General features: G+C 60.8%; 20 protein-coding genes and 1 riboswitch. Of the genes, 6 read left to right on the top strand and 14 right to left on the bottom strand.

Annotation, left to right across the window (positions count from 1 at the left end):
- Window positions 1-160 precede the first annotated feature (160 nt).
- On the top strand, window positions 161-907 hold the full coding sequence (locus O9K64_RS03500) for a DUF6901 family protein (RefSeq protein WP_275096697.1): 747 nt from the start codon (window positions 161-163) through the stop codon (window positions 905-907).
- A 68-nt stretch (window positions 908-975) separates the two neighbouring features.
- Here the strand turns inward: O9K64_RS03500 and thiH are convergent, their stop codons facing one another.
- The 5 genes from thiH to O9K64_RS03475 form a co-directional block, all read right to left on the bottom strand.
- The gene (gene thiH / locus O9K64_RS03495) at window positions 976-2,088 is read right to left on the bottom strand and encodes a 2-iminoacetate synthase ThiH (RefSeq protein ID WP_275096696.1); all 1,113 of its coding nucleotides are present in this window, start codon (window positions 2,086-2,088) and stop codon (window positions 976-978) included.
- A 7-nt stretch (window positions 2,089-2,095) separates the two neighbouring features.
- The gene (locus O9K64_RS03490) at window positions 2,096-2,875 is read right to left on the bottom strand and encodes a thiazole synthase (protein ID WP_275096695.1); all 780 of its coding nucleotides are present in this window, start codon (window positions 2,873-2,875) and stop codon (window positions 2,096-2,098) included.
- Window positions 2,876-2,916: 41 nt separating this feature from the next.
- Window positions 2,917-3,114 (bottom strand): sulfur carrier protein ThiS, encoded by a 198-nt coding sequence (gene thiS / locus O9K64_RS03485; RefSeq protein WP_275096694.1) that lies wholly within the window; start codon window positions 3,112-3,114, stop codon window positions 2,917-2,919.
- An 8-nt stretch (window positions 3,115-3,122) separates the two neighbouring features.
- Window positions 3,123-5,006, bottom strand: coding sequence for a phosphomethylpyrimidine synthase ThiC (gene thiC, locus O9K64_RS03480; RefSeq protein WP_275096693.1), 1,884 nt, complete (start codon window positions 5,004-5,006; stop codon window positions 3,123-3,125).
- 84 nt (window positions 5,007-5,090) lie between these two features.
- A riboswitch (TPP riboswitch) is annotated at window positions 5,091-5,186 on the bottom strand.
- A 257-nt stretch (window positions 5,187-5,443) separates the two neighbouring features.
- A complete protein-coding gene (locus tag O9K64_RS03475; protein WP_335342225.1) occupies window positions 5,444-5,779 on the bottom strand; it encodes a methylated-DNA--[protein]-cysteine S-methyltransferase in 336 nt (111 codons plus the stop codon).
- Window positions 5,780-6,135: 356 nt separating this feature from the next.
- On the opposite strand from O9K64_RS03475, the gene O9K64_RS03470 reads away from it, so the two are divergent.
- Window positions 6,136-6,903, top strand: coding sequence for a ParA family protein (locus tag O9K64_RS03470; RefSeq protein WP_275096690.1), 768 nt, complete (start codon window positions 6,136-6,138; stop codon window positions 6,901-6,903).
- Window positions 6,904-7,053: 150 nt separating this feature from the next.
- On the opposite strand, the gene O9K64_RS03465 is transcribed toward O9K64_RS03470, so the two are convergent.
- From O9K64_RS03465 to O9K64_RS03455, 3 genes are all read right to left on the bottom strand, one after another.
- Complete coding sequence (locus tag O9K64_RS03465) at window positions 7,054-7,764, bottom strand: tetratricopeptide repeat protein (RefSeq protein ID WP_275096689.1); 711 nt, start codon at window positions 7,762-7,764, stop codon at window positions 7,054-7,056.
- A 50-nt stretch (window positions 7,765-7,814) separates the two neighbouring features.
- A complete protein-coding gene (htpX, locus tag O9K64_RS03460; protein ID WP_275096688.1) occupies window positions 7,815-8,693 on the bottom strand; it encodes a protease HtpX in 879 nt (292 codons plus the stop codon).
- A gap of 226 nt (window positions 8,694-8,919) precedes the next feature.
- The gene (locus tag O9K64_RS03455) at window positions 8,920-9,702 is read right to left on the bottom strand and encodes a DUF1194 domain-containing protein (protein ID WP_275096687.1); all 783 of its coding nucleotides are present in this window, start codon (window positions 9,700-9,702) and stop codon (window positions 8,920-8,922) included.
- A gap of 449 nt (window positions 9,703-10,151) precedes the next feature.
- On the opposite strand from O9K64_RS03455, the gene O9K64_RS03450 reads away from it, so the two are divergent.
- Entirely contained in the window at window positions 10,152-11,222 is a 1,071-nt protein-coding gene (locus tag O9K64_RS03450; RefSeq protein ID WP_275096686.1) for a lipid A deacylase LpxR family protein, read from the top strand.
- Between the two features lie 28 nt (window positions 11,223-11,250).
- On the opposite strand, the gene O9K64_RS03445 is transcribed toward O9K64_RS03450, so the two are convergent.
- Window positions 11,251-13,842 (bottom strand): putative bifunctional diguanylate cyclase/phosphodiesterase, encoded by a 2,592-nt coding sequence (locus O9K64_RS03445; protein WP_275096685.1) that lies wholly within the window; start codon window positions 13,840-13,842, stop codon window positions 11,251-11,253.
- A 231-nt stretch (window positions 13,843-14,073) separates the two neighbouring features.
- Entirely contained in the window at window positions 14,074-14,523 is a 450-nt protein-coding gene (locus tag O9K64_RS03440) for a CBS domain-containing protein (protein ID WP_275096684.1), read from the bottom strand.
- Window positions 14,524-14,741: 218 nt separating this feature from the next.
- On the opposite strand from O9K64_RS03440, the gene O9K64_RS03435 reads away from it, so the two are divergent.
- From O9K64_RS03435 to nuoI, 3 genes are all read left to right on the top strand, one after another.
- A complete protein-coding gene (locus O9K64_RS03435; RefSeq protein ID WP_275096683.1) occupies window positions 14,742-15,146 on the top strand; it encodes a hypothetical protein in 405 nt (134 codons plus the stop codon).
- 3 nt (window positions 15,147-15,149) lie between these two features.
- Window positions 15,150-15,551 (top strand): hypothetical protein, encoded by a 402-nt coding sequence (locus tag O9K64_RS03430; protein WP_275096682.1) that lies wholly within the window; start codon window positions 15,150-15,152, stop codon window positions 15,549-15,551.
- Window positions 15,552-15,756: 205 nt separating this feature from the next.
- Entirely contained in the window at window positions 15,757-16,251 is a 495-nt protein-coding gene (nuoI, locus tag O9K64_RS03425) for an NADH-quinone oxidoreductase subunit NuoI (RefSeq protein WP_275096820.1), read from the top strand.
- Between the two features lie 76 nt (window positions 16,252-16,327).
- Here nuoI and O9K64_RS03420 read toward each other — a convergent pair whose 3' ends face one another.
- The 4 genes from O9K64_RS03420 to O9K64_RS03405 form a co-directional block, all read right to left on the bottom strand.
- Window positions 16,328-16,660 carry a hypothetical protein gene (locus O9K64_RS03420; protein WP_275096681.1) on the bottom strand — a complete coding sequence of 111 codons (333 nt, stop codon included), beginning with the start codon at window positions 16,658-16,660 and terminating at the stop codon, window positions 16,328-16,330.
- Between the two features lie 324 nt (window positions 16,661-16,984).
- A complete protein-coding gene (locus tag O9K64_RS03415) occupies window positions 16,985-18,415 on the bottom strand; it encodes a sigma-54-dependent transcriptional regulator (protein ID WP_275096680.1) in 1,431 nt (476 codons plus the stop codon).
- 376 nt (window positions 18,416-18,791) lie between these two features.
- The gene (locus O9K64_RS03410; protein WP_275096679.1) at window positions 18,792-19,148 is read right to left on the bottom strand and encodes a PilZ domain-containing protein; all 357 of its coding nucleotides are present in this window, start codon (window positions 19,146-19,148) and stop codon (window positions 18,792-18,794) included.
- A 443-nt stretch (window positions 19,149-19,591) separates the two neighbouring features.
- On the bottom strand, window positions 19,592-20,746 hold the full coding sequence (locus O9K64_RS03405; RefSeq protein WP_275096678.1) for a transaldolase: 1,155 nt from the start codon (window positions 20,744-20,746) through the stop codon (window positions 19,592-19,594).
- Between the last annotated feature and the right edge of the window lie 54 nt (window positions 20,747-20,800).

The raw sequence follows: 20,800 nt of genomic DNA, 5'->3' as shown, positions 1-20,800 counted from the left end.
TTCAAGCGGAAAATATTCAGCTCCTGACACTTCAGCCGCTAAATTAAAATTAGAGAGACGGGGATCCACTACGGGGTCGGAGTCAAACCACGCCTACATATGGAAACATATGATGGTGCCGAGTGGATTGACTCCGACCCCCCGATCATCGGGAGCCGCCATGGGAACCATTGATATCCAATACCGGTTTGGCCTGAAGAACGGACACTCCGAAACCATCGATATCCGGCTGGATGACCGGACACTGGACCGGATCAATCTCAACGGGACACCCCCGCCAGAATGGACTGAATTGGGCTTCCAGCAGTGCCCGCTCTGTCCGCTGACAGGCCCGAACCATCCCCACTGTCCGGTCGCCCTCGGGCTGGCGGATATCGCCCACCGCTTCGACACTATCGTCTCCTATGACGAGATCGATCTGGAGGTGGTCACCCGGGAGCGGCGGGTCACCCAGCAGACCACGGCCCAGCGCGCCATCAGCTCGCTGCTGGGGCTGATCATCGCCACCTCCGGCTGCCCGCACACCGCCTACTTCAAACCCATGGCGCGCTTCCATCTGCCGCTGGCGTCCGAAGAGAACACCATCTACCGGGCGGCGGGGATGTACCTCCTGGCCCAGTTCTTCCTGAGAAAGGAGGATTCGGTCAGCGATCCGGGGCTCACTGGCCTGCGCCGGATCTATGAAAACCTGCATCAGGTGAACCTGCATATCGCCCGGCGTCTGAAGAGCGCAACCCTCACCGACTCCTCGGTGAACGCCATCGTCCTGCTGGACAGCTTCACCAGCACCCTGCCCTACGTGATCGAGGATCACCTGGACGAGATCACCTACCTGTTCACCGCCTACCACAGCGACGCCTACCAGCAGATCCTGGCCGAGATCGCTCCGGACACCGACCCGCAATAGCCGCCCCCGAAACCGGTACCCCTTTATCCTGTCGCGGCGGGCACGCCCCGCCCTATGAATTGGTCAGTTCAACCCAGCACCGAATCCCAGTCCTTCCACACCGGCTCGAAGCCCTGCCGGCGGATCATCGCCGCCACCTCTTCGGGGGTCCGTTCATCGCTGATCTCGAACTGCTCCAGCGCCTCCTCCTCGATGGCATAGCCGCCCGGCTCGGTCTTGGAACCGGCACTCATGGAGGTGATGCCCAGCTTCAGCAGGTGATCGCGGAATGCCGGCCGCTCCCGGGTGGAGAGGGAGATCTCCACGTTCTCGCTGTAGATCCGGTAGGCGCAGATCAGTTGCACGAAATCCCGGTCCGTGACCTCCACGTTGGGTGATTGCACCCCGGCCGCCGGGCGCAGGCGCGGCAACGAGACGGAGTATTTGGTCTGCCAGTACTGGCGCTCCAGATAACCCAGGTGCAGGGCGACAAACGCCGCGTCGGTACGCCAATCCTCCAGCCCCAGCAGGGTGCCGAGGCCGATGCGGTGAATCCCGGCTCGTCCCAGCCGGTCCGGGGTCTCCAGCCGGTAGACGAAGTTGCCCTTCTTGCCCTTGGGATGGTACTGCCTGTAGTTGTCCCGGTGGTAGGTCTCCTGGTACAGCAGCACGCTGTTGAGTCCCTTTTGGATCAGCCGCTCGTAATCGGCCTGATCCAGCGCCTGCACCTCCATGGTGAGGTTGGCGAAATAGGGCCGGATCCACTCCAGCACCTGTTCGAAATAGTCCACCCCGACCGTGCGGTTGGCCTCGCCCGTCACCAGCAGCAGGTGCTCGAAGCCGTGCGCCTTGATCGCCTCCACCTCGCGCAGGATCTGCTGCTGATTGAGGGTGCGGCGCGCCAGTTTATTGTGCACGCTGAAACCGCAATAGGTGCAGATGTTGTGACACTCGTTGGAGAGGTACATCGGGATATAGAGCTGGGTGGTGTTGCCGAAGCGCTTGCGCGTCAGCCGGTAGCTGAGTTGCGCCATGCGCTCCAGGTAGGGCACCGCCGCCGGCGAGACCAGGGCGCAGAAGTCATCCAGGTCGCGCTTGCCCTGCTTGTTCAGCGCCCGCTCCACATCGGCGGCCTGCTTGCCGTTGATGCGCTCCGCCATCCCTTCCCAGCTGTGCTGCTCAAAGATCGGTAAAAAGCTCATCACGTTCTCACTCCTGGCCGAGGAAGGCGGTCAACGGGCTGCTCGCCTCGGCCGATTTACGCACACTGCCCATCCTCGCTTCGTAGGCCATGCGCCCGCACAGGGTGGCCAATTTGAACGCTTCGGCCATGGCCACCGGATCGCCGGCCACGGCAATGGCGGTATTCACCAGCACCGCGTCGGCGCCCATCTCCATCGCCTCGGCCGCCTGGGAGGGCGCACCGATTCCGGCATCCACCACCACCGGCACACCGCTCTGCTCGATGATGATCTCCAGCATGGCGCGGGTCTGCAGCCCCTGGTTGGTGCCGATGGGCGCCCCCAGGGGCATCACGGCGGCGGCACCGGCGTCCTCCAGGCGCTTGCACAGCACCGGATCGGCATTGATATAGGGCAGGATGATGAAACCCTCCCTGGCCAGGATCTCGGTGGCGGCCAGGGTTTCAATGGGATCCGGCAACAGGTAGCGCGGATCGGGATGGATCTCCAGCTTGAGCAGGTTGGTCTGCAGTGCCTCGCGCGCCAGTTGCGCCGCCAGCACCGCCTCCTTGGCGGTGCGTACCCCCGAGGTGTTGGGCAGTAGCTTGACACCGGGGATCTGCAGGTGGGAGACCACCTCGTCCTCCTGCTCCTGCAGCCGCACCCGGCGTAGCGCCACCGTCACCAGCTCACTGCCGGAGGCGACCACTGCGTCGTGCATCAGTTGGTTCGAGCCGAACTTACCGGTGCCGAGAAACAGCCGCGACTGGAAGGTGTGTCCGGCAATGTGTAAAGGTTCAGTTTTCATGGTTTACCCGTTCCTTGAATAATAGAGAGACGCCGCCCCGCTCAGCCGCCCTGCACCGGGGCGATCACCAGCACCCGATCCTGGTCCTGCAGCGGGTAATCGGACCACTCCTCCTGGCGGATCACGGTGTCATTCACCGCCACCGCCACCTGGCGACCGCCGCTCAGGCTGGCGAGTAGCGACGCCAGGGTCTGCCCGGAATCGATCCGGGTCTCTTCATCATTCACATAGATATTCATGCCCGGTCTCAGGCCTCTTTGTAGATCTCGCTGCCACCGGCGGTGAACTCCTGCGACTTCTCGCTCATGCCCACCTCCACGGCCGCCGCCAGGTCGTCCAGACCCTTCTTGTTGGCATACTCGCGCACATCCTGGGAGATCTTCATGGAGCAGAACTTGGGTCCGCACATGGAGCAGAAGTGGGCCACCTTGGCCGACTCCTTGGGCAGGGTGGCATCGTGGTACTCGCGCGCTCGTTCCGGATCGAGCCCCAGGTTGAACTGGTCCTCCCAGCGGAACTCGAAGCGCGCCTTGGACATGGCGTTGTCGCGAATCTGCGCACCGGGATGCCCCTTGGCCAGATCCGCGGCGTGGGCGGCGATCTTGTAGGTGATAATGCCCTCGCGCACATCCTCCTTGTCCGGCAGGCCCAGGTGTTCCTTGGGTGTGACATAGCAGAGCATGGCGCAGCCGTACCAGCCGATCATGGCGGCACCAATCCCGGAGGTGATGTGGTCGTAGCCGGGGGCGATATCGGTCACCAGCGGGCCCAGGGTGTAGAAGGGCGCCTCGTAGCACTCCTGCAACTCCTTGTCCATGTTCTCCTTGATCATCTGCATCGGCACATGGCCGGGGCCCTCGATCATCACCTGGACATCGTGCTCCCACGCCTTCTTGGTCAACTCGCCCAGGGTCTCCAGTTCGGCGAACTGGGCCTGGTCGTTGCCGTCGGCAATGGAGCCGGGGCGCAGCCCGTCGCCCAGGGAGAAGGCGACATCATAGGCCTTCATGATCTCGCAGATCTCGTCATAGCGGGTGTAGAGGAAGTTCTCCTGGTGGTGGGCCAGGCACCACTTGGCCATGATGGAGCCGCCGCGGGAGACGATGCCGGTGACCCGCTGGGCGGTCATCGGCACATAGCGCAGTAGCACCCCGGCGTGGATGGTGAAGTAGTCCACCCCCTGCTCCGCCTGCTCGATCAGGGTGTCGCGCATCACCTCCCAGGTCAGGTCCTCGGCGATACCGCCCACCTTCTCCAGCGCCTGGTAGATCGGCACGGTGCCGATCGGCACCGGCGAGTTGCGCAGGATCCACTCCCGGGTCTCGTGGATGTTCTTGCCGGTGGAGAGGTCCATGATGGTATCGGCGCCCCAGCGGATGCCCCAGGCCATCTTCTCCACCTCTTCCTCGATACTGGAACCGAGCGCGGAGTTGCCGATATTGCCGTTGATCTTGACCAGGAAGTTGCGGCCGATGATCATCGGTTCCAGCTCGGTGTGGTTGATGTTGGCGGGGATGATGGCGCGGCCGCGCGCCACCTCTTCACGGACAAATTCCGCGGTGATCTCTTTTGGGATGGCCGCACCGAAGCTGAAACCGGGATGCTGTTGCTTGAGCAGTCCCTGCTCCCGCGCCTCCTGCAGGCGCATGTTCTCACGCAGGGCGATGAACTCCATCTCCGGGGTCACGATGCCCCGGCGGGCATAGTGCATCTGGGTCACGTTGTTGCCAGATTTGGCCCGGCGCGGCTCGCGCAGATGCTCAAAGCGCAGGGTATCCAGTTGCGGATTCTCCTTGCGCTGGCGGGTGAACTGGGAGCTGACTCCGGACAGCCGTTCGGTGTCGCCCCGCTCCTCGATCCAGGTGCGACGGATCTCCGGCAGACCCGCCCGCAGATCGATCCTGGCATCCGGATCGGTGTAGATACCGGAGGTGTCATAGACCAGCACCGGGGGATTCTTTTCCGCGCCAAAGCTGGCCGGGGTGTCGGTGAGGGAGATCTCACGCATCGGCACCCGGATATCGGGACGGCTCCCCTGCAGATAGATTTTACGGGACCCGGGAAACCGCTCGACCGCCATATTGTCGGTATCGACCGAGTGCAGTGATTGCGTGTTGTCTGTGGATTGCATTGCGTTTCGTCCTCCATTAAGGGGATGGGTCAGACGAAACGGGGGCTTGAACAAAAAAGGAAGGAGTGTCGCTCTTGTTGAATCTGCCTAACAGAGCCAGCTTCCCTACGCCGGTATGACCCGGATCAGGTTCAAAGGGTATTTCTCAGCCACCTCGCGGCGGCACCCCCGCTTCTATCAGGGCGGAGTATCCGCCCACTTGCGCCTCATGGTACAACAAACCGCGGCGGCGCGGCAACGTACAAAAAGTGCTGGATTAGCCACCGAATGCCGCCAGCACTGGATACCTTTCATAACGCCGCGAGGAGTGGTGCAAGAGGAGTGGTACAGGGATGTACCGATAACGGAGCCGAGGATGCAATGCACCACTCCTCGCGGCTAATAACCCCAAGTCTTGAGTCGTGCGCGACCCCGGGGCGGGCACCGGGAGTCGGCCGCTAAAACTCCAGCCGCATCAGCAGCTCCGCCAGGTCCGGTTTCCAGCCGAACTCACTCAGCCGGACCCGGTTGTTCAGCACCACCACGTCCTCCTCCTGCAGCCGCTGCTTCTGCCGCTCGGCCTGGGGCGAGCCGGCCGGAAAGGCGATCCGCCCATCACTCCTGAGAACCCGGTACCAGGGTACCGTCAGCTCGTCCGGTACTTCGCCCAGCGCCCGGCCAACCAGGCGGGCGCGCCCCGGCAGACCGGCCAGGTCGGCGACCTGCCCGTAACTGGCCACCCGCCCTTCCGGTATCGCCTCCACTGTGCGCCAGATGCGTTGATAGCTATTCACCTGCCTACCCATTTCCCGGCTCCATTCAAGTCGTTAATGTTAGCCGCGAGGAGTGGTGCAAGGAAGCACCGTTTACGGACCTAAGGATGGAATGAACGCAAATGAACGCAAATTTGGTTATTCGCTCCACGAGGTCTCCCGGTGCCGGATTGGTAAAGGATCATTACTCTCGCCATCTGTCAGCGGGTATAGCCCGCCCTATGGTTCAACTCTACCCGACGACCGCATCCAAATTGGGCAAGAACGAACACAAATAAATTGGCGTCCGAATCACCCAAGGACTCTTTTGTTGCAGCGCACAATCATAGGCGATACACTCAGCGGAACAAGATCAACCGTTCGCTGGGAGCGACCCTATGACGCGTCGAGTGGTGTTCAATCAGAAAGGAGGCGTGGGCAAATCCACCATCACCTGCAACCTGGCGGCCATCAGCGCCGCGCGTGGCCGGCGCACCCTGGTGATCGACCTGGATCCGCAGGGCAACTCGACCCGCTACCTGCTGGGCACCGACCCGGCTGACCTGAGCGACACCCTGGTGGATTTTTTCAAGGAGATCCTCTCCTACACCTTCAAGCCCAAGGGGCCCACCGGTTACATCCACGAAACGCCATTTGAACATCTCTACCTGATGCCGGCCCACCCGGAACTGGAGGAGCAGCAGGGGAAACTGGAGTCCCGCTACAAGATGTTCAAGCTGCGTGACGCCCTGCAGACCCTGGAGGGGTTCGATGAGATCTATATCGATACCCCGCCGGCCCTCAACTTCTACACACGTTCCGCGCTGATCGCCGCCAACGCCTGCCTGATCCCGTTCGATTGCGACGACTTCTCCCGCCACGCCCTCTACACCCTGCTCGGCAATGTGCGGGAGATCCAGGATGACCACAACGGCGAGCTAGCGATAGAGGGCATCGTAGTCAACCAGTTCCAGGCCCGTGCCCGGCTACCCCAGACCCTGGTCAACGAACTGATCGCCGAGGGGCTGCCGATCCTCGACACCTTTCTGTCGCCCTCGATTCGCATTCGGGAGTCCCATCAGAGCGCCCGCCCCATGATCCATTTCGATCCACGGCACAAACTGACCCGGGAGTATGAAGCGCTGTATAGCCTGATCAGTTCGTAACCTGGATGGAGCCCGCCCACGAAAGCCTGACAGACAGGCACTCCCGGACGGGCGGAATCCAGGGCATGACAAGGCGTTCGTTCTAGTTGTCGGATTGCGCCTTCGTGGGCGCGGACGCTAACTGATGGGAGCTACATCCAGGCTACAGCGCTACCTGCCAGGCTCCGGCAGACGCGCCGAGAGATCCTGGATAAAACCCCGGGAAAAATCATTCATCCCCCGTCGCCGCGCCTGCCGTATCGTCTCCCAGGCGGCGGCATAGGCGCCTTCCCGGTAGAGCGAGCGCGCCCAGTGTTGCCAGAGCGGAGCGAAGTTGTCATCCAGAGCCAGCACCTCGGCGAACCGGGCATTGGCCTCGGCAAACAGTGTGGCACGCCGCGCCGCCTGCGCATCACCCGCCTGCTCCCCCAATAGTGAATAGAGCGTGCCCGAATCGGTCAGCAGGGCCGGTTTCTGATAGGGGTCGTCGATCAGCGCCAGGGCCTTGTCAAGGTAGCCGGCGGCCTCCGCCGGCTGGCCCCTGACTACCAGCACCTGGGCGAAGCCCCAGTAGACCTGGTAGTTGTCCTGGTCCAGCAGCCAGGCCCGGTTGAACTGCCGCATGGCCGCGTCCGCGTCACCCAGCCGCAGGATATCGACTGCCTGACGCGACCACTCCCGGCTGGCCCGTTTCAGGTTGCCCCGGTAACGGTATGAAATCTGTCTGATAAAGGCCGCATCTTCCCGCTGCAAATAATCGGAGCGCACCAGCCCTGGCTGACCGTACATCGGCAGGACCTCGATCGCCTCCTTCTCCGCCACCGTCATGCAGCCGCTCAACAGCAGCAGTAGCAGTAAAACAGGGATTCCGTGCAGGTACATTCGGCATCCCATGCTACGCTGCCCGGTGTAGCATGCCATCGATGATCGCATCAGCCCTGTTCACGCAGGCGCGCGATACGCTCTTCTATTTTCGGATGAGTGCGGAACAGATCGCTCAGCCCCTTGCCGCCGGCGATGCCAAAGGCCGCCAGCTGATCCGGCAGTCCCCCGGTCTGCGGCACGCCGCCCAGCCGGGCCAGGGCGTTGATCATACTGGTGCGGCCGGCCAGTTTGGCGCCCCCCGCATCGGCCCGGTACTCGCGCTGGCGCGAGAACCAGAAGACGATGATGCTGGCCAGGATACCCAGTACCAACTCAGCCACGATGGCGGTGATCCAGAAGGCGGGGCCATGCCCGCGCTCGGTCTTGAACACCACCCGGTCCACCAGATGCCCCACCACCCGGGAGAGCACGATCACGAAGGTGTTCACCACCCCCTGGATTAGCGCCAGGGTCACCATATCCCCGTTGGCCACGTGGCTCACCTCGTGCCCCAGCACCGCCTCCACCTCGGCGCGGTCCATCTGTTGCAGCAGCCCGCTGCTGACCGCCACCAAGGCATTGTTGCGGTTCCAGCCGGTGGCGAAGGCATTCATCTCCGCCCCGTCATAGATCGCCACCTCCGGCATGCCGATGCCGGCCTGCTGCGCCTGACGTTGCACCGTGCCCACCAGCCACTGCTCGGACGGGGACGCGGGGGTCTCGATCACGCGCAACCCCATCATGCGCTTGGCGGTCCACTTGGAGATGAACAGCGAGATCAGCGAACCGCCAAACCCCAGGACGGCGGCAAAAATGATCAGGGCGTTCATATCCAGGCCTACACCCTGCTGGTCCAGTATCCGCTCCACCCCGAGCAGGCGTAACGTTACCGAAAGCACCGCGATTACCGCCAGGTTGGTGGCGAGGAAGAGGACAATGCGCTTCATCTGTCGGAACTCCTTAATAGGCCGGCTCAGGAGATAGGGGTGGGGGGGACTGTTTTCAAGAATGTAGCAGGGGCTTGATATAAGAAGCAACGGCTCTGTTCCAGCAGCGCAAATCCCGCCCCCGCACATCCGGTGCTTCGCGGTACAACTTCCTCCCCATACCGGGTGCATGACAAAAAGCCCCGCAATGCGGGGCTTTTTGTTTGGCTCGCTGTCAGGAACCCGTTCAGCCGGCCTTACGACGCCCGGTCATGCTGAAGCCCAGGAGACCGGCACCCATCAGCAGCAGGGTGGCGGGTGTGGGGACGCTACCGTCGCCACCACCGGTCTCAATTGCCAGTTTGGTCTGGATAGCGCTGGAGAAACCATTGAAATCGGTCGCATGGATGGCGAAACCGTCAGAGGTGATGACATTGGCGGCGTAGAAGTCGTTGATGAACTGCGCACCGATGGTGATGCCATTGACGGTTATGCCCGCGGCAGCCGCCGCATCCCTGGCCGCCTGGGTATCTGCAATACCGGATTGGCCATCACCGGATACATCCATAATCAGGTTGGTGCTTTCAAAACCGTTATCGCCGCTCAGGAGGCCGGTGGATTTGATCATGCCCGAACTGATCACGGTGCCGCCGCTACCGGGCCGTATAAAATTATCCAGCGTATCCGCGAATGAGTTGATCGCCGCCAGTGAATCCAGCAGGACGAAGGAGTCCAGGGCCGTGGTAAATGCCGAAGAGGCAAAGAACACCACGTTTACCGCGATGGCACCCAGATCACCACCATCGGTGCTCAGGATATTACTTTGGATAGTGGCGTCACGGAAGGCGTTGGCGTAGCCATCCATCATCAGGTTGTACTCGTTGGTGTCGACACTGCCGGATACATCGATCACCAGCGACAGCTCCAGATCCACCGGAACGGCCATCGCCTGTGTCGCACCGAACAGGAGTGGTATGGAGAGTATTGCCCCCCATAACTTCTTCATTTTATTCATTCTAGTTTTATTCATTCTAGTTCTCCCTTATCCAGATAACCGGACAGTCACAAATCAATCCGCCAAATCAATGCAAAAATCCATAAGGCAAAATTGATACCAATTAATATTTTTTACCTGTTATCAGCAAGTTAATCACCATCCACCACAGCCGCATCCACACAATGTAAAAAATACTGACAGATTCTGAGGGGTTACCCGGATGACTGTCACCCACCGCCGGGGTTGCATTTCGTCTATCCGCACCGGGGGTCACGGGAGCGTGATGCGGCAGCCGCCCGGGGACAATACCAACAGTCGTTCGGTATGCTATGCTGCTGTGAAACTTTATAACCGGCGCCTGTATGGCATGTACTTCAGTTACCCCTTGCAGCGTTGCCCGTTGCGCATATGATCAACACGCTTCGGCGGACAACTCCTGGAACGTACCGGTGCAGCCCGCGGTTTGCCTAAAGGATTGAATAATGGCCCTCACCGTCACACCGGCTTCCACCCGCCCCACCGGGAAACATCGTGGTGATTCCCTCCTGCTACTCCTTTTACTCCTCTTTTCTCCGCTCTCCGGTACCCCGGCCAGGGCAGCCACACCACCGGAAGCGCTGAAAAATGGCGGCTTCTGGAGTATCCAGCTTGAAAACGACCTCTGGGGCAGTGGCGACGACCAGCTATACAGCCACGGCACCGAGGTCGCCTACTTCTCTCTCAACAGGCCACCGGGCTGGCTGACCCGACTGGGAGAGGGGCTCCCTTTCTTCCGGACCGGCGATGTGAGCGCCGTGCAGTATGCCGTGGGCCAGAAAATCTTCACCCCGCAGGATACCGACAGCCGCACCCTGGTCAGCAACGATCGGCCCTATGCCGGCTGGCTGTACGGCAATGCCACACTGTGGTCGCGCTATGTGGATGAAGCCGATCTGCAGGTGGACAATCTGCTAGGAGTCACTGTGGGCATCGTGGGTCCCAGCGCCCAGGCCGATGACGTACAGAGGAAATTCCATGATCTGTTCGACGGCACCAACCCCAATGGCTGGGACAACCAGCTAAGGGATGAACTGGGGATTCTGCTCACCTACACCCGCCGCTGGCAATATTTCCATACTCTTCCCGGCGGTCTCGAATTTGAAACCGCGCCCCATCTGGTCGGCGCCCTGGGCAATATATATACCTATGCAGGCGGTGGCATGATGCTGCGTCTCGGCAAGGGGCTGCGCAACGATAACGGCCCGCCCAACATCGCCCCCGGCTTCCCCGGCACCCCCTACCTGAGACCGTCCCGAGAGGCCAACTGGTACCTCTTCGCAGGGATCGCGGGCCGCGCCGTGGCCCGCAACATTTTCCTCGACGGCAACACCTTCAGGGAGAGCCACAGCGTCGACAAAGAACCCCTGGTGGCCGACCTGCAGCTCGGTTTCGCCTTCCATATCGACAACATACGACTGGCCATCAGCAATGTCTGGCGCAGTCGTGAATTCGAGGGACAATCGGGGCACGCTCGGTTCGGCGCCATCAATATCTCTTATTTCGTGCCTTATTGATCCCCGGGCGACGCCCCGGTGAATATGCTCAGGCGTCGTCGGCGACCACAACCCTATCCGGCTGGAGCAGCGGCGACGGCTTGCCGATATGGTAGCCCTGGGAATAATCGATTCCGGCATCCGCCACCGCGGCCATCACTTCGGCGCTCTCGACAAATTCACCGATGGTACGGATACCCAGCTGCCGCGCCAGCAGGGCAATGCTCTGCACAAACGCCATATCCCGATGGTCGTTGATCATATTGGCGATGAAATCGCCCTCGATCTTGATGTAGTCGACCGGGAAGCGCTTGATGTAGTGAAATGAGGAGAAACCGGAGCCGAAGTCATCGATGGCGAACTTGTAACCGTCGATGTGCAGTCGGTTGACGAACTGCTCCAGCATACCGACATTGCGCACGGTATCGCGCTCGGTCAGCTCGAATACGATCTGCTCCGGACGCAGTCCCGCGGCCTCAACCTGACCACGGATACCGTCAAAGAACTCATTCAGCACCAGCGCCTTGGGCGACAGGTTGACAAACAGGAGCCCGTCGTAGCCCTGTTCGGCGGCCAGGCTGAAGGCCTTCTCCATGACGATCAGGTCCAGCTTGTGGATGATCCCGAGCCGCTCCGCCACTTCGATAAATTCACTCGCGGCGACCAGGCGCCCATCCGGTAGCCGGATCCGGCTCAGCACCTCATAGGCGTGGATAGTGCCATCGCCCGACTCCACGATGGGCTGGAAGAAGGGCACCACCCAGCGCTCCTCCACCGCTTGGGTGACCAGTTGAGTCTTCTCGCTGATCTCGCGGAAGGTCTCCAGCAGGTCATCCTGGCCGGGAATGGCCAGCCGGTGCTTACCCTGGGCCTTGGCCTTGTACATCATGTGATCGGCGAACAGGAACAGGTCGTTGGCGTTGTTGGCATGATCCGGGTAGATACCCACGCCGATGGAGACAGATGCGCGCACCGGCTCATTCTCATCCGTGGTATAGAGCACGCTGTCGGCCGCCTCCAGGATGCGCTCGGCCGCCACGTAGGGACTGTCCTCATCCAGCTCGTTGAGCAGGATGACGAACTCGTCGCCTCCGTAACGGGCAAAGATGTCACCGACCCGCAGGCCACTCTTGATGGTGCCGGCAAAACTCTGAAGAAACTTGTCGCCAACCAGGTGCCCGAAGCTGTCGTTGATCGACTTGAAGTTGTCGAGATCGATCACCAGCAGGGCGAAGCGGTGACCGTGGCGTTCGGCGCGCCCGGTCTCGTATTCCATCAGCTCCCGAAACACCCGCTGATTATAGAGGTTGGTCAGGGGGTCGCGGGTGGCGTAATACTCCAGATCCTTGGTGTACTTGGAGATCGCCTTCACCGAACCGATCACATTCAGCAGGGTGGAGAGGATGCTGTCCACCACCAGGGCGCGGGTCGGGTCATCCGCCAGCTCGGCATGTACCCCGACGCCGACAATACCGCCGATCTTGGGTTCGTCCACGATCAGCGACTTGACCTGGACCCGCAGATCCTCCACCGTCAGCTGGAGCGATTCCACATGGGTGCGCGCCACGTGGTGATTGATGCGGTCGATGGGCGAGCCGGCGAAACGCGGGTGCCCGTCCAGGGTCTCTCGCGCGATGTTTTCCAGCACCTCCCGGGTATCCCCCCCGGGAGGTGAATGCCAGAACACCTCCAGGTCGAACACCTCGCTGTCCACCTTAAACACCGAAAACAGCGCATAGGTGGGGATGATCTGGTTGATCTCCAGCAGCAGCTGGCGGACATAGTCCTGCCAGTCGCGCACCACGTCGGAGGTGATCACAAAACGTTCCAGCAGACGGATCTCGAATTCCAGCAGGTCCTTGTCCACCGCCACGTCGCGCAGCTTGGTGACCAGGGTGGTGACCTCGTCGAACACCTGGCGCAACTCCTTAAAGGCGGGACGTGGCGCGGCGTCGCTCAGCGCCCGCAAATCGGCCACCCGGTTGATATTGCCGATGTGATTGCGCAGCCCGGCCAGCGGCACCTCGATGCGCCGGGTGATGAACAGGGCGACCAGAAACGCCACCACCAGGGGCAGGGGTGCGAGCAGGGCAAACACGGTCAAAAACTGGGAGCGTGCCTTCTCCAGGGTCGGCCTCAGGTCCTGGCGGAATTCGATGACGCCGAGCGTGTCGCCGACCTCCGCGTTGCCATGACACCTCAGACAGACCTCGCTCGCCCGCAGGGGAAACAGGTCCCTGATACCGCCGGTCTGGTGCAGCGTGAGCCGCTGGCCGTCCCGGAACAGGGTCTCCAGCGAGGCATCGAACGGCGGTTGCTCGATCTCACCGTAGCGGGCGCTCACCAGCGGGCCGCGGTAGATCTCCAGGCTGTAGCTGGTGTCGTCGGTGCTGTCGCGCAGCCCGGCCAGGAACTGTTCCAGCTCCTCCCGTGACCAGCCCCGGCTCATCACCTGGTACATGGCTGAAAAGACTTGGCCGGAGACGATACGCGCCACCTGCCGGGCATCCTGGCGCAGCGACTGGTCATAGACCTTGGAGACCACCAGGTAGGAGACCCCGAACAGGGCCAGCGAGACCAGGACCGCTGCGGTAAGAATAAAACTTTTTATTGACCGGGCCGGATTGAAGAGTGCACGCACAGCAGGAGATATCCGTTGTTTAGGGAATCAATGAATTCCCTATCGGTCGGCTGAGGAATTTCTTTAGTGCTTATTCGGGCCCGGAGGTGAATCGTGGGGGCACGGTGATCCACCCGGCAACTCCACGTCCAGGAGTCTGTCGGGCTTCATACCAAGGGGTCGGAGTCAGGCCGCCCCGTCCTGCCGGCCTAGTCTGCAGGTTTGCGCGGTCTGACTCCGACCCTTCATATTCTAGAACGAAGTACCCTGGTCTCCACGGATCCGGTGCACGTACTCCATCTCCGGCCCGGCGGCTTCTTCCGGTACCAGCTCGATCAGCAGGTCAATCAGTTCCAGCGCCGTCACCAGGCCCGTGAACGCTCCCTCGCGGTCGGACACCAGCAGCCAGCTTTGCTGATGCTTCTGCATCAGCTGCAGTGCGGTCTTCAGCTGTACATGCTTGGCACAGACCAGCGGATTCCGCTGGAAGAGATCGGCCACCCGGACTTTATCCGAGTCGGCCGGGGAGCGGGTACCGTTCAGCAGGAGGTCACGCTCGCTCAAGGTGCCGGCCAGGCGTCCCCCTTCGATCACCGGCAGGACCCCGGTACTGGCCTTGTGCATGGCCATAACGGCATCCTGCAGCGTGTCGGTGGCGTCGATGGTCGGGACCCTGCGTATCGCGATATCGGTAATTTTCATGATCTCTGCTCGTTGACCGATGCCATATTCCGTGGCGCCCATTCAATCCGCACCCGCTAACCGGATGCCGGCGTGCCGGGTTCCTCGCATGGCCCGCTCCTTGCTTGATAATCATCCTGATCAGGAATGCGCCAATTCTTTCAGGCCCGCGGTTGAGATCCACCATCTCTGGTTGATTTGGACCGCCCCTGCAGACAAAAACCACGAGAGGAGATGTCATGATGCTTGTGCAAAGATTAGCACCGATCTTTTTGGTCAGTGGCATCATATTGACCACCACAGCGGTCCAGGCGGCATATCACGGCACTTCGGGCGGCAACAGGCCGGAGACCGGCGGCAACCCGGAAGGCGCGGCCTCGGTGACCATTCACGCGCCCAAGGACGGTAGCGAACTGCAGGCTGACCAGCCCGTGCAGATCAGTTACCAGGTGACACCCGGCCCCAAGGGGGACCATGTGCACTTGTATGTGAACGGAAAAGAGGTGGCCATTCTGCGCCGCCTGGAGGGCACCCATGAGACCAGCCCGCTGAGTGCCGGGCGCCATGAACTGGCCATCAAGGTCGTGAACCGGGCGCACGTGCCGATCGGCGTGGAGGCCTTGGTCACGGTGGATCTGTTTTGACCGGTGGCGATCGATAGCCTGATCTATTCCCTGATCCAGGTGTTGCATAACCTTGGGGCGGCGCTGGTACTCGGCGCCCCGGTGTTCTGGCTGCTGCTCGCGCCGCCGCTCCAGCGAGCCCGCCCGGTGCTGCTGATCCTGGCGGTGGCATGGGCCCTACAGGGCATTACCGGCGCCGGTTTCGGCAGTGCAAGCTGGTGGCTTTACGGTCGCTTGCCCGACCTTCATCCCATCGCATTCGCGGCGCTGCTGATCAAGATCGGCTGCGTGACCTGTGGGCTGTTGTTCACGCTTTACCTGATCTTCACAGCGCACGGCGCACCCGGACGCCTCTCCTGGGGGGCGCTCGCGGTGTTGGCGGCCATCGCCTTGTCCGCCGCGGCAGTGTTGCGTTGGAATGCCTGAGCGCAGGCACGACCTGCGGCCTGTTTACTTTGGCCGGCGGTGAATCCGGCGCGGCGGGGCAACCAACACTCAACACCTTTCGCGTCGCTGCTCACCCGGCCAACGGTTGAAAAAAACGCATGGGGAACAGCCGCTTGTTCCCTCCGCTGGAACCACCCGGCCGATTTCCAATCATAACCAATGGAGAAACCGTGTGATGCACAGTCTGATCAAACAGCTCAAGGATTTCCTGAACACCTACCTGCTGGTGGAGCTGTGGCGTGGCCTGCGGGTTACCGGACGCTACCTGTTCAAAGAGAAATTCACCGTCCAGTACCCGGAGGAGAAGATTCCCAAGTCCCCACGCTTCCGGGGATTGCACGCACTGCGCCGCTACCCCAATGGCGAGGAGCGCTGTATCGCCTGCAAGCTCTGCGAGGCCACCTGCCCGGCGTGCTGCATCTATATTGAAGCGGGACCGCAGGGCGAGGACGGCATGCGCCGCACCACCCGCTACGACATCGACCTGTTCGTCTGTATCTACTGCGGCTACTGCGAGGAAGCCTGTCCGGTGGATGCCATCGTGCTGACCCGTTTCAGCGAATTCTGTTTCGAGAGCCGCGAGGGTACGCTGATCCATAAACAGCAGCTGCTGGAGATGGGTGACCGGTTCGAGGCGGAGATCGCCGCCGACCGGGCCGCCGACGCCCCCTACCGTTAGGAGTCTGTCGGGCTTGACGCTGATCTACGCGAAAAACCCGACAGACTCCTGGCGCGGAACCCGCCCCGACAGCTGTTCATCCAGGGAACGGCCGCTCCTGCCGCTCGTTCACCGATTGCGTGCGCAACGTGGATTCCGGCGGGACGTGATAATCCACCGCAGGGATATCACCGATAACTATTACCTTGACCTCGAACGCCTGCAACTTTTGTGTCAGGAGCATCAACAACGCGCGTCCCGAATCGAACACCCGGATGACCCGGCTACAATCAATCACGCACACCAGCAGGCGGTCATCCACCTGGGCACAAACGCCCAGCATCGGTCTCGTCAGCGTCAGGTCGAGATTACCATCCACTGTGATTTGCAATCCTTCCCCATGCAAAATATATGAAATATCCATTCCCATAATAACGTCCTCTGTTGTAGTCGGATTTACCTAGTTAGTGTCCGTCCAGAAACTACAGAAATCATCATTCCGGCGAATGCCGGACAAAAGCGCGAAGCGCGTTGAACGCCTGAAAGTCGGCCCGAAGGGTGAGCGAAGCGAATCATCCAGTATCTTGTTGAATCCCCTGGACCCCGGCCTTCTCCGGGGTGACGACAATTTAAATTACGTGCGTTTCTGGATGGACACTAGTTATGCTCATTTCCCTTGCTGGGCGGCGTTATTGAACCAGGAGTGACTTTGCCGCGAATTCGGCCCCGGGTGGGCCTCCAGCATTCCCTGGATTCATCGCTGAACCCTGGTTTCATTGACCACATCGATCTTCGGTGGTTCCGTATTCAGGTGATATTTATGGATTCGATACCTGAGGGTCTCGCGCGTGGTTCCCAGCGCGCGCGCGGTGGCGGTGACATTGTAACCGTAGCGCTCCAGGGCGCTCTGGATGATAAAGCTATCCATCTCATCCAACGCCATCGATCCATCCAGGGGAATCGTCAGACGGGCACCATCAATGCACGGCCGGTCGGGCGCGCCGCCGGGTGCGCTGTCGAGCTGCAGCCAACGGTCGGGAAACAGCTCCCCGTCGGACAGCAGCACGGCCCGCTCGATCACGTTGCGCAACTCGCGCACATTGCCCGGCCAATCATAACCGCGCATCCTGCGATAGATTTTCTCGGGAACAATCTTTACATGGCGCCCGGCCGAGGCATTGAACTCAGCAATTATCAGGGGCAGCAGATCATCAAGATCTTCAAGTCGTTCACGTAGCGGTGGAAGGTCCAGGCGAAACACACTCAGACGATGGTAGAGATCACTGCGGAAGCGGTTTTCCTTCACCTGCCGCTCCAGGTCACGGTTACTGGCAGCCACCACCTGCACGTTCACCTTAACCTGGTGTTCGCCCCCCAATCGGTGCAGGGTCTTGCCCTCGATCGCGGTCAACAGTTTCGCCTGGAGATCCATATCCATCTCACCGATCTCGTCAAGAAACAGCGTACCGCCATCCGCCTGCTCAAGGAACCCGCGATGACGCCCCTTGGCGCCGGTAAATGCACCGGCCTCATGTCCGAACAGTTCCGACTCCAGCAGATCCCTAGGTAACGCGGCACAGTTGACTTCGATAAACGGTCCATCCGACCGGGGGCCGGAGTGATGGAGTATGCGCGCCACCAACCCCTTGCCGGTGCCGGTCTCGCCGGTGATGACCAGGGCACTGAAGGGAACTTCAACAATACGACACAACATCCTGCGAACCTGTTGCGCGATCTTGCCGCGGCCGACAAAGGCATCCGGCAGATAGGCGCGCCCCCCCATCTTCGGTTGATCATGCAGCAGCTGCCGGACACGCGCGCTGCGCCGGGCATCATTCACTATGGTCCTCAACCGCTCCGGGTCACAGGGTTTTTCCAGGAAGTCATAGGCACCCAGGCGCAATGCCCTGACCGACTCCGGGACGCCGCCGAAACCACTCAGGAATACCCATTCACCCGTGTGCCCATGCTGGCGCGCCAGCTCGAACAGATCAATTGAGTTGCCGTCGGGCAAGAGGGTATCCGCCAAGGTAACCAGGGGATCGCGGTCCTGATCGATGAGCTTGTGTCGCGCCTGCTCGAAGTCCGTTGTCAGATCCACCTCCCAATCCAGATGGCGAAAATATCGTGCCAGCTCCACTCCCAGAAATTGATCGTCTTCGATAATCATGAGCGAATCAGTCATATCTCTCCTCCTGAGGCAGGAGCATCAAAACGTGGATGATCGGAGCTTCGCCCCAGGTCAGCGGTTTGGCCGGCCATACCTGTTGCAATCTGTATCGCAACACCAATCGATTCGGCTCCTCACTCTCCATTGTTGTCAATCAAGCGCATCCCTTATTAACGGGGACAAAAAACTTCCCCGTAATGAATACAGGGATCGATCACTGAAGCGGATTGCCCTTGGGACGAATGGGCCCGGGTCCATGCCCGCCGCGTGCCGCAGTCGGGCAGTATGTCCATTCGCCGGCGGGGACTCTATCGGGTTTCAGTGAGCCCGTTCGCCTCGCTATCGAATGGTGACCGCCTGACTGAAAGCACGACCCATTAATGTGGGTGGGTTACGACCCGGTACGGGCCAGAGTTTCCCGTTGCCAATGATCTCCTGACTTGGTTGAACTGGATCGCAAGCGCCGAACAAGTTTGATCATCTCCTTCATGAACATGACTCCGACCATACCTTTTTGCAGTCGCACCACAAATCCCTGAATCCTGAACCTCTCCGGTTCGCTGCCATCAGCGGATTCAAGCAGGACTTCAACGGGAGTATAGGCACTAAAGACATGCCAATCCTTGCACTTGATCGCCGCGCCCGAGAGGCTGATATCCATTAGCTGGCCATCAACCCGGCCCCGGTCAGTTAGCCTTAAGACCACTTTCCGATCCACTTCAATGCGTTGACCTATTCTGTGTTCCATTCACTCCTCCTACTACTCGGTTACTTCTTATATAGTTATTGGGGCTATAAAAGGACCCCCTCTGTTAATTATAAGTCAGCTGCGGATTTTTCAACCCCGGACTCGCCGATTTTGTGATGCGTCTATCCGTCGCACTTATAAAATTTGCGGGCAAAGCCGGCGCGGCGAAGTAACCGTGGCCGACCAGTAAACATTACTACTCACCATAGGCGACAGCCGGACACTCTGCTGGATTTTTTTACCTCGAGCCGATCATATTGACGACATAACAAGCCCGCTGCCGACTGGCTTCACGGAAGATTTTGTTGCCTGTCCGGAATCCACCCGCGACGCGGCGACAAAGCGTGCGCGGACCACGCCCCCAGCCCCGGAAAAGGGGGAATTCTTCATTGGTGTCCTGAATGGGATTCGCCGGCGATACCGCGGCCACCAGGGTGAGCCGGTCATCCGCTGAAGAGACCAGGATCTTGCCGCCACCCACCACCCTGAAGCTGCGCCATCAGCCGGTCGTGCTGTTCGGTAAAGTCCCGCACCCCCTGGTCAACGAGTCCGGCGGTGATGCGGTTCAAATCGATGCCCAGCTGATCGAACTCCTTAATGACCCAGCGCGCATCGTCCCGCCCTTCCTCGATGGTCGCCGCCGGCGTGCCGTGGTCGGCAAACCCATCCGCGGTCGCCTCCCCCATGCGCGAGATCGTGAGGGGTCCGATCAGGGGCTCCACGTACCGCACATCCGAAGCGGCGGTATCCCCGGTGCCCGAGCCAGCACCCGTATCAGCCCAGGCGATGCGTTGGGGTCGGGCCCCGTGAGACTCCAGGCGGCTCCAACGGTCACTGCTCAGCAGCGCAAGGAAGGAGGCATAGGCGAGCTTGGCATTGGCCACGGCCGTCCTGCCGAGCAATGCCGCCGCGACACCGCCAGCCTTCGACGCCGCCTCCTCCTCGCTCAATTTTTTAAGCTGTCGGTCAACCGCCAGATCGATACCGTGGAGGAAGAAACTCGCCACCGAGATCACATCGTTCAGCGATTTGCCCTCTGCAAACCGGCGCTCCAGTGCACGCATGTAGGCATGGAAGGCATCCCAGTAATCCTGCAGTCCGAACAGCAACGTGATATTGACGTTGATGCCGCGGTAGAGCAGTTCTTCGATTGTCGGCATGCATTCACTGGTGGCGGGCAACTCGATCAACAGATTGGGCCTGTCCACCAGACTCCACAACTCCTGTGCCTGCCGCAGACTGCCCGAGGGATCACGGGCAAGGTGGGGGGCGATCTGCAGGTTCGCATACCCCTCCTCCCCCTTGCTCGCCAGGTAGACCGGGCTGAGCAGATCGCAGGCCGCCGTCACATCGGCGATGACCAGGTCACGATAAATACTCTCCGCGGAACCGCCACGTCTCCAGCCGTCCTGGATGCGTGCCTCGTATAACGGGGAATCGCTGATATTCGCCAGATATACCGCGGCATTGGCGGCCACGCCGCCGAGTCGCTGGTGGGCGATGCGCTGCTGCAGCGAACCGTCCTCGAGCATGGCCCGCGACAGGTTATCCAGCCAGAAGCTCTGCCCGTATTTATTCAGTTGAGATAGCCGGGACATGGTCACCCCTCGGTTGACTTGAGTTATAACCGGTATTCGGCACGACAGTCCGCT

It is taken from the genome of Sedimenticola hydrogenitrophicus (assembly GCF_029017505.1).
In the GTDB taxonomy this organism is placed as follows: Bacteria; Pseudomonadota; Gammaproteobacteria; order Chromatiales; family Chromatiaceae; genus Sedimenticola; species Sedimenticola hydrogenitrophicus_A.
Note: the sequence above shows the minus strand (reverse complement) of the source record. Positions and strands in the feature narration are given on the sequence as shown.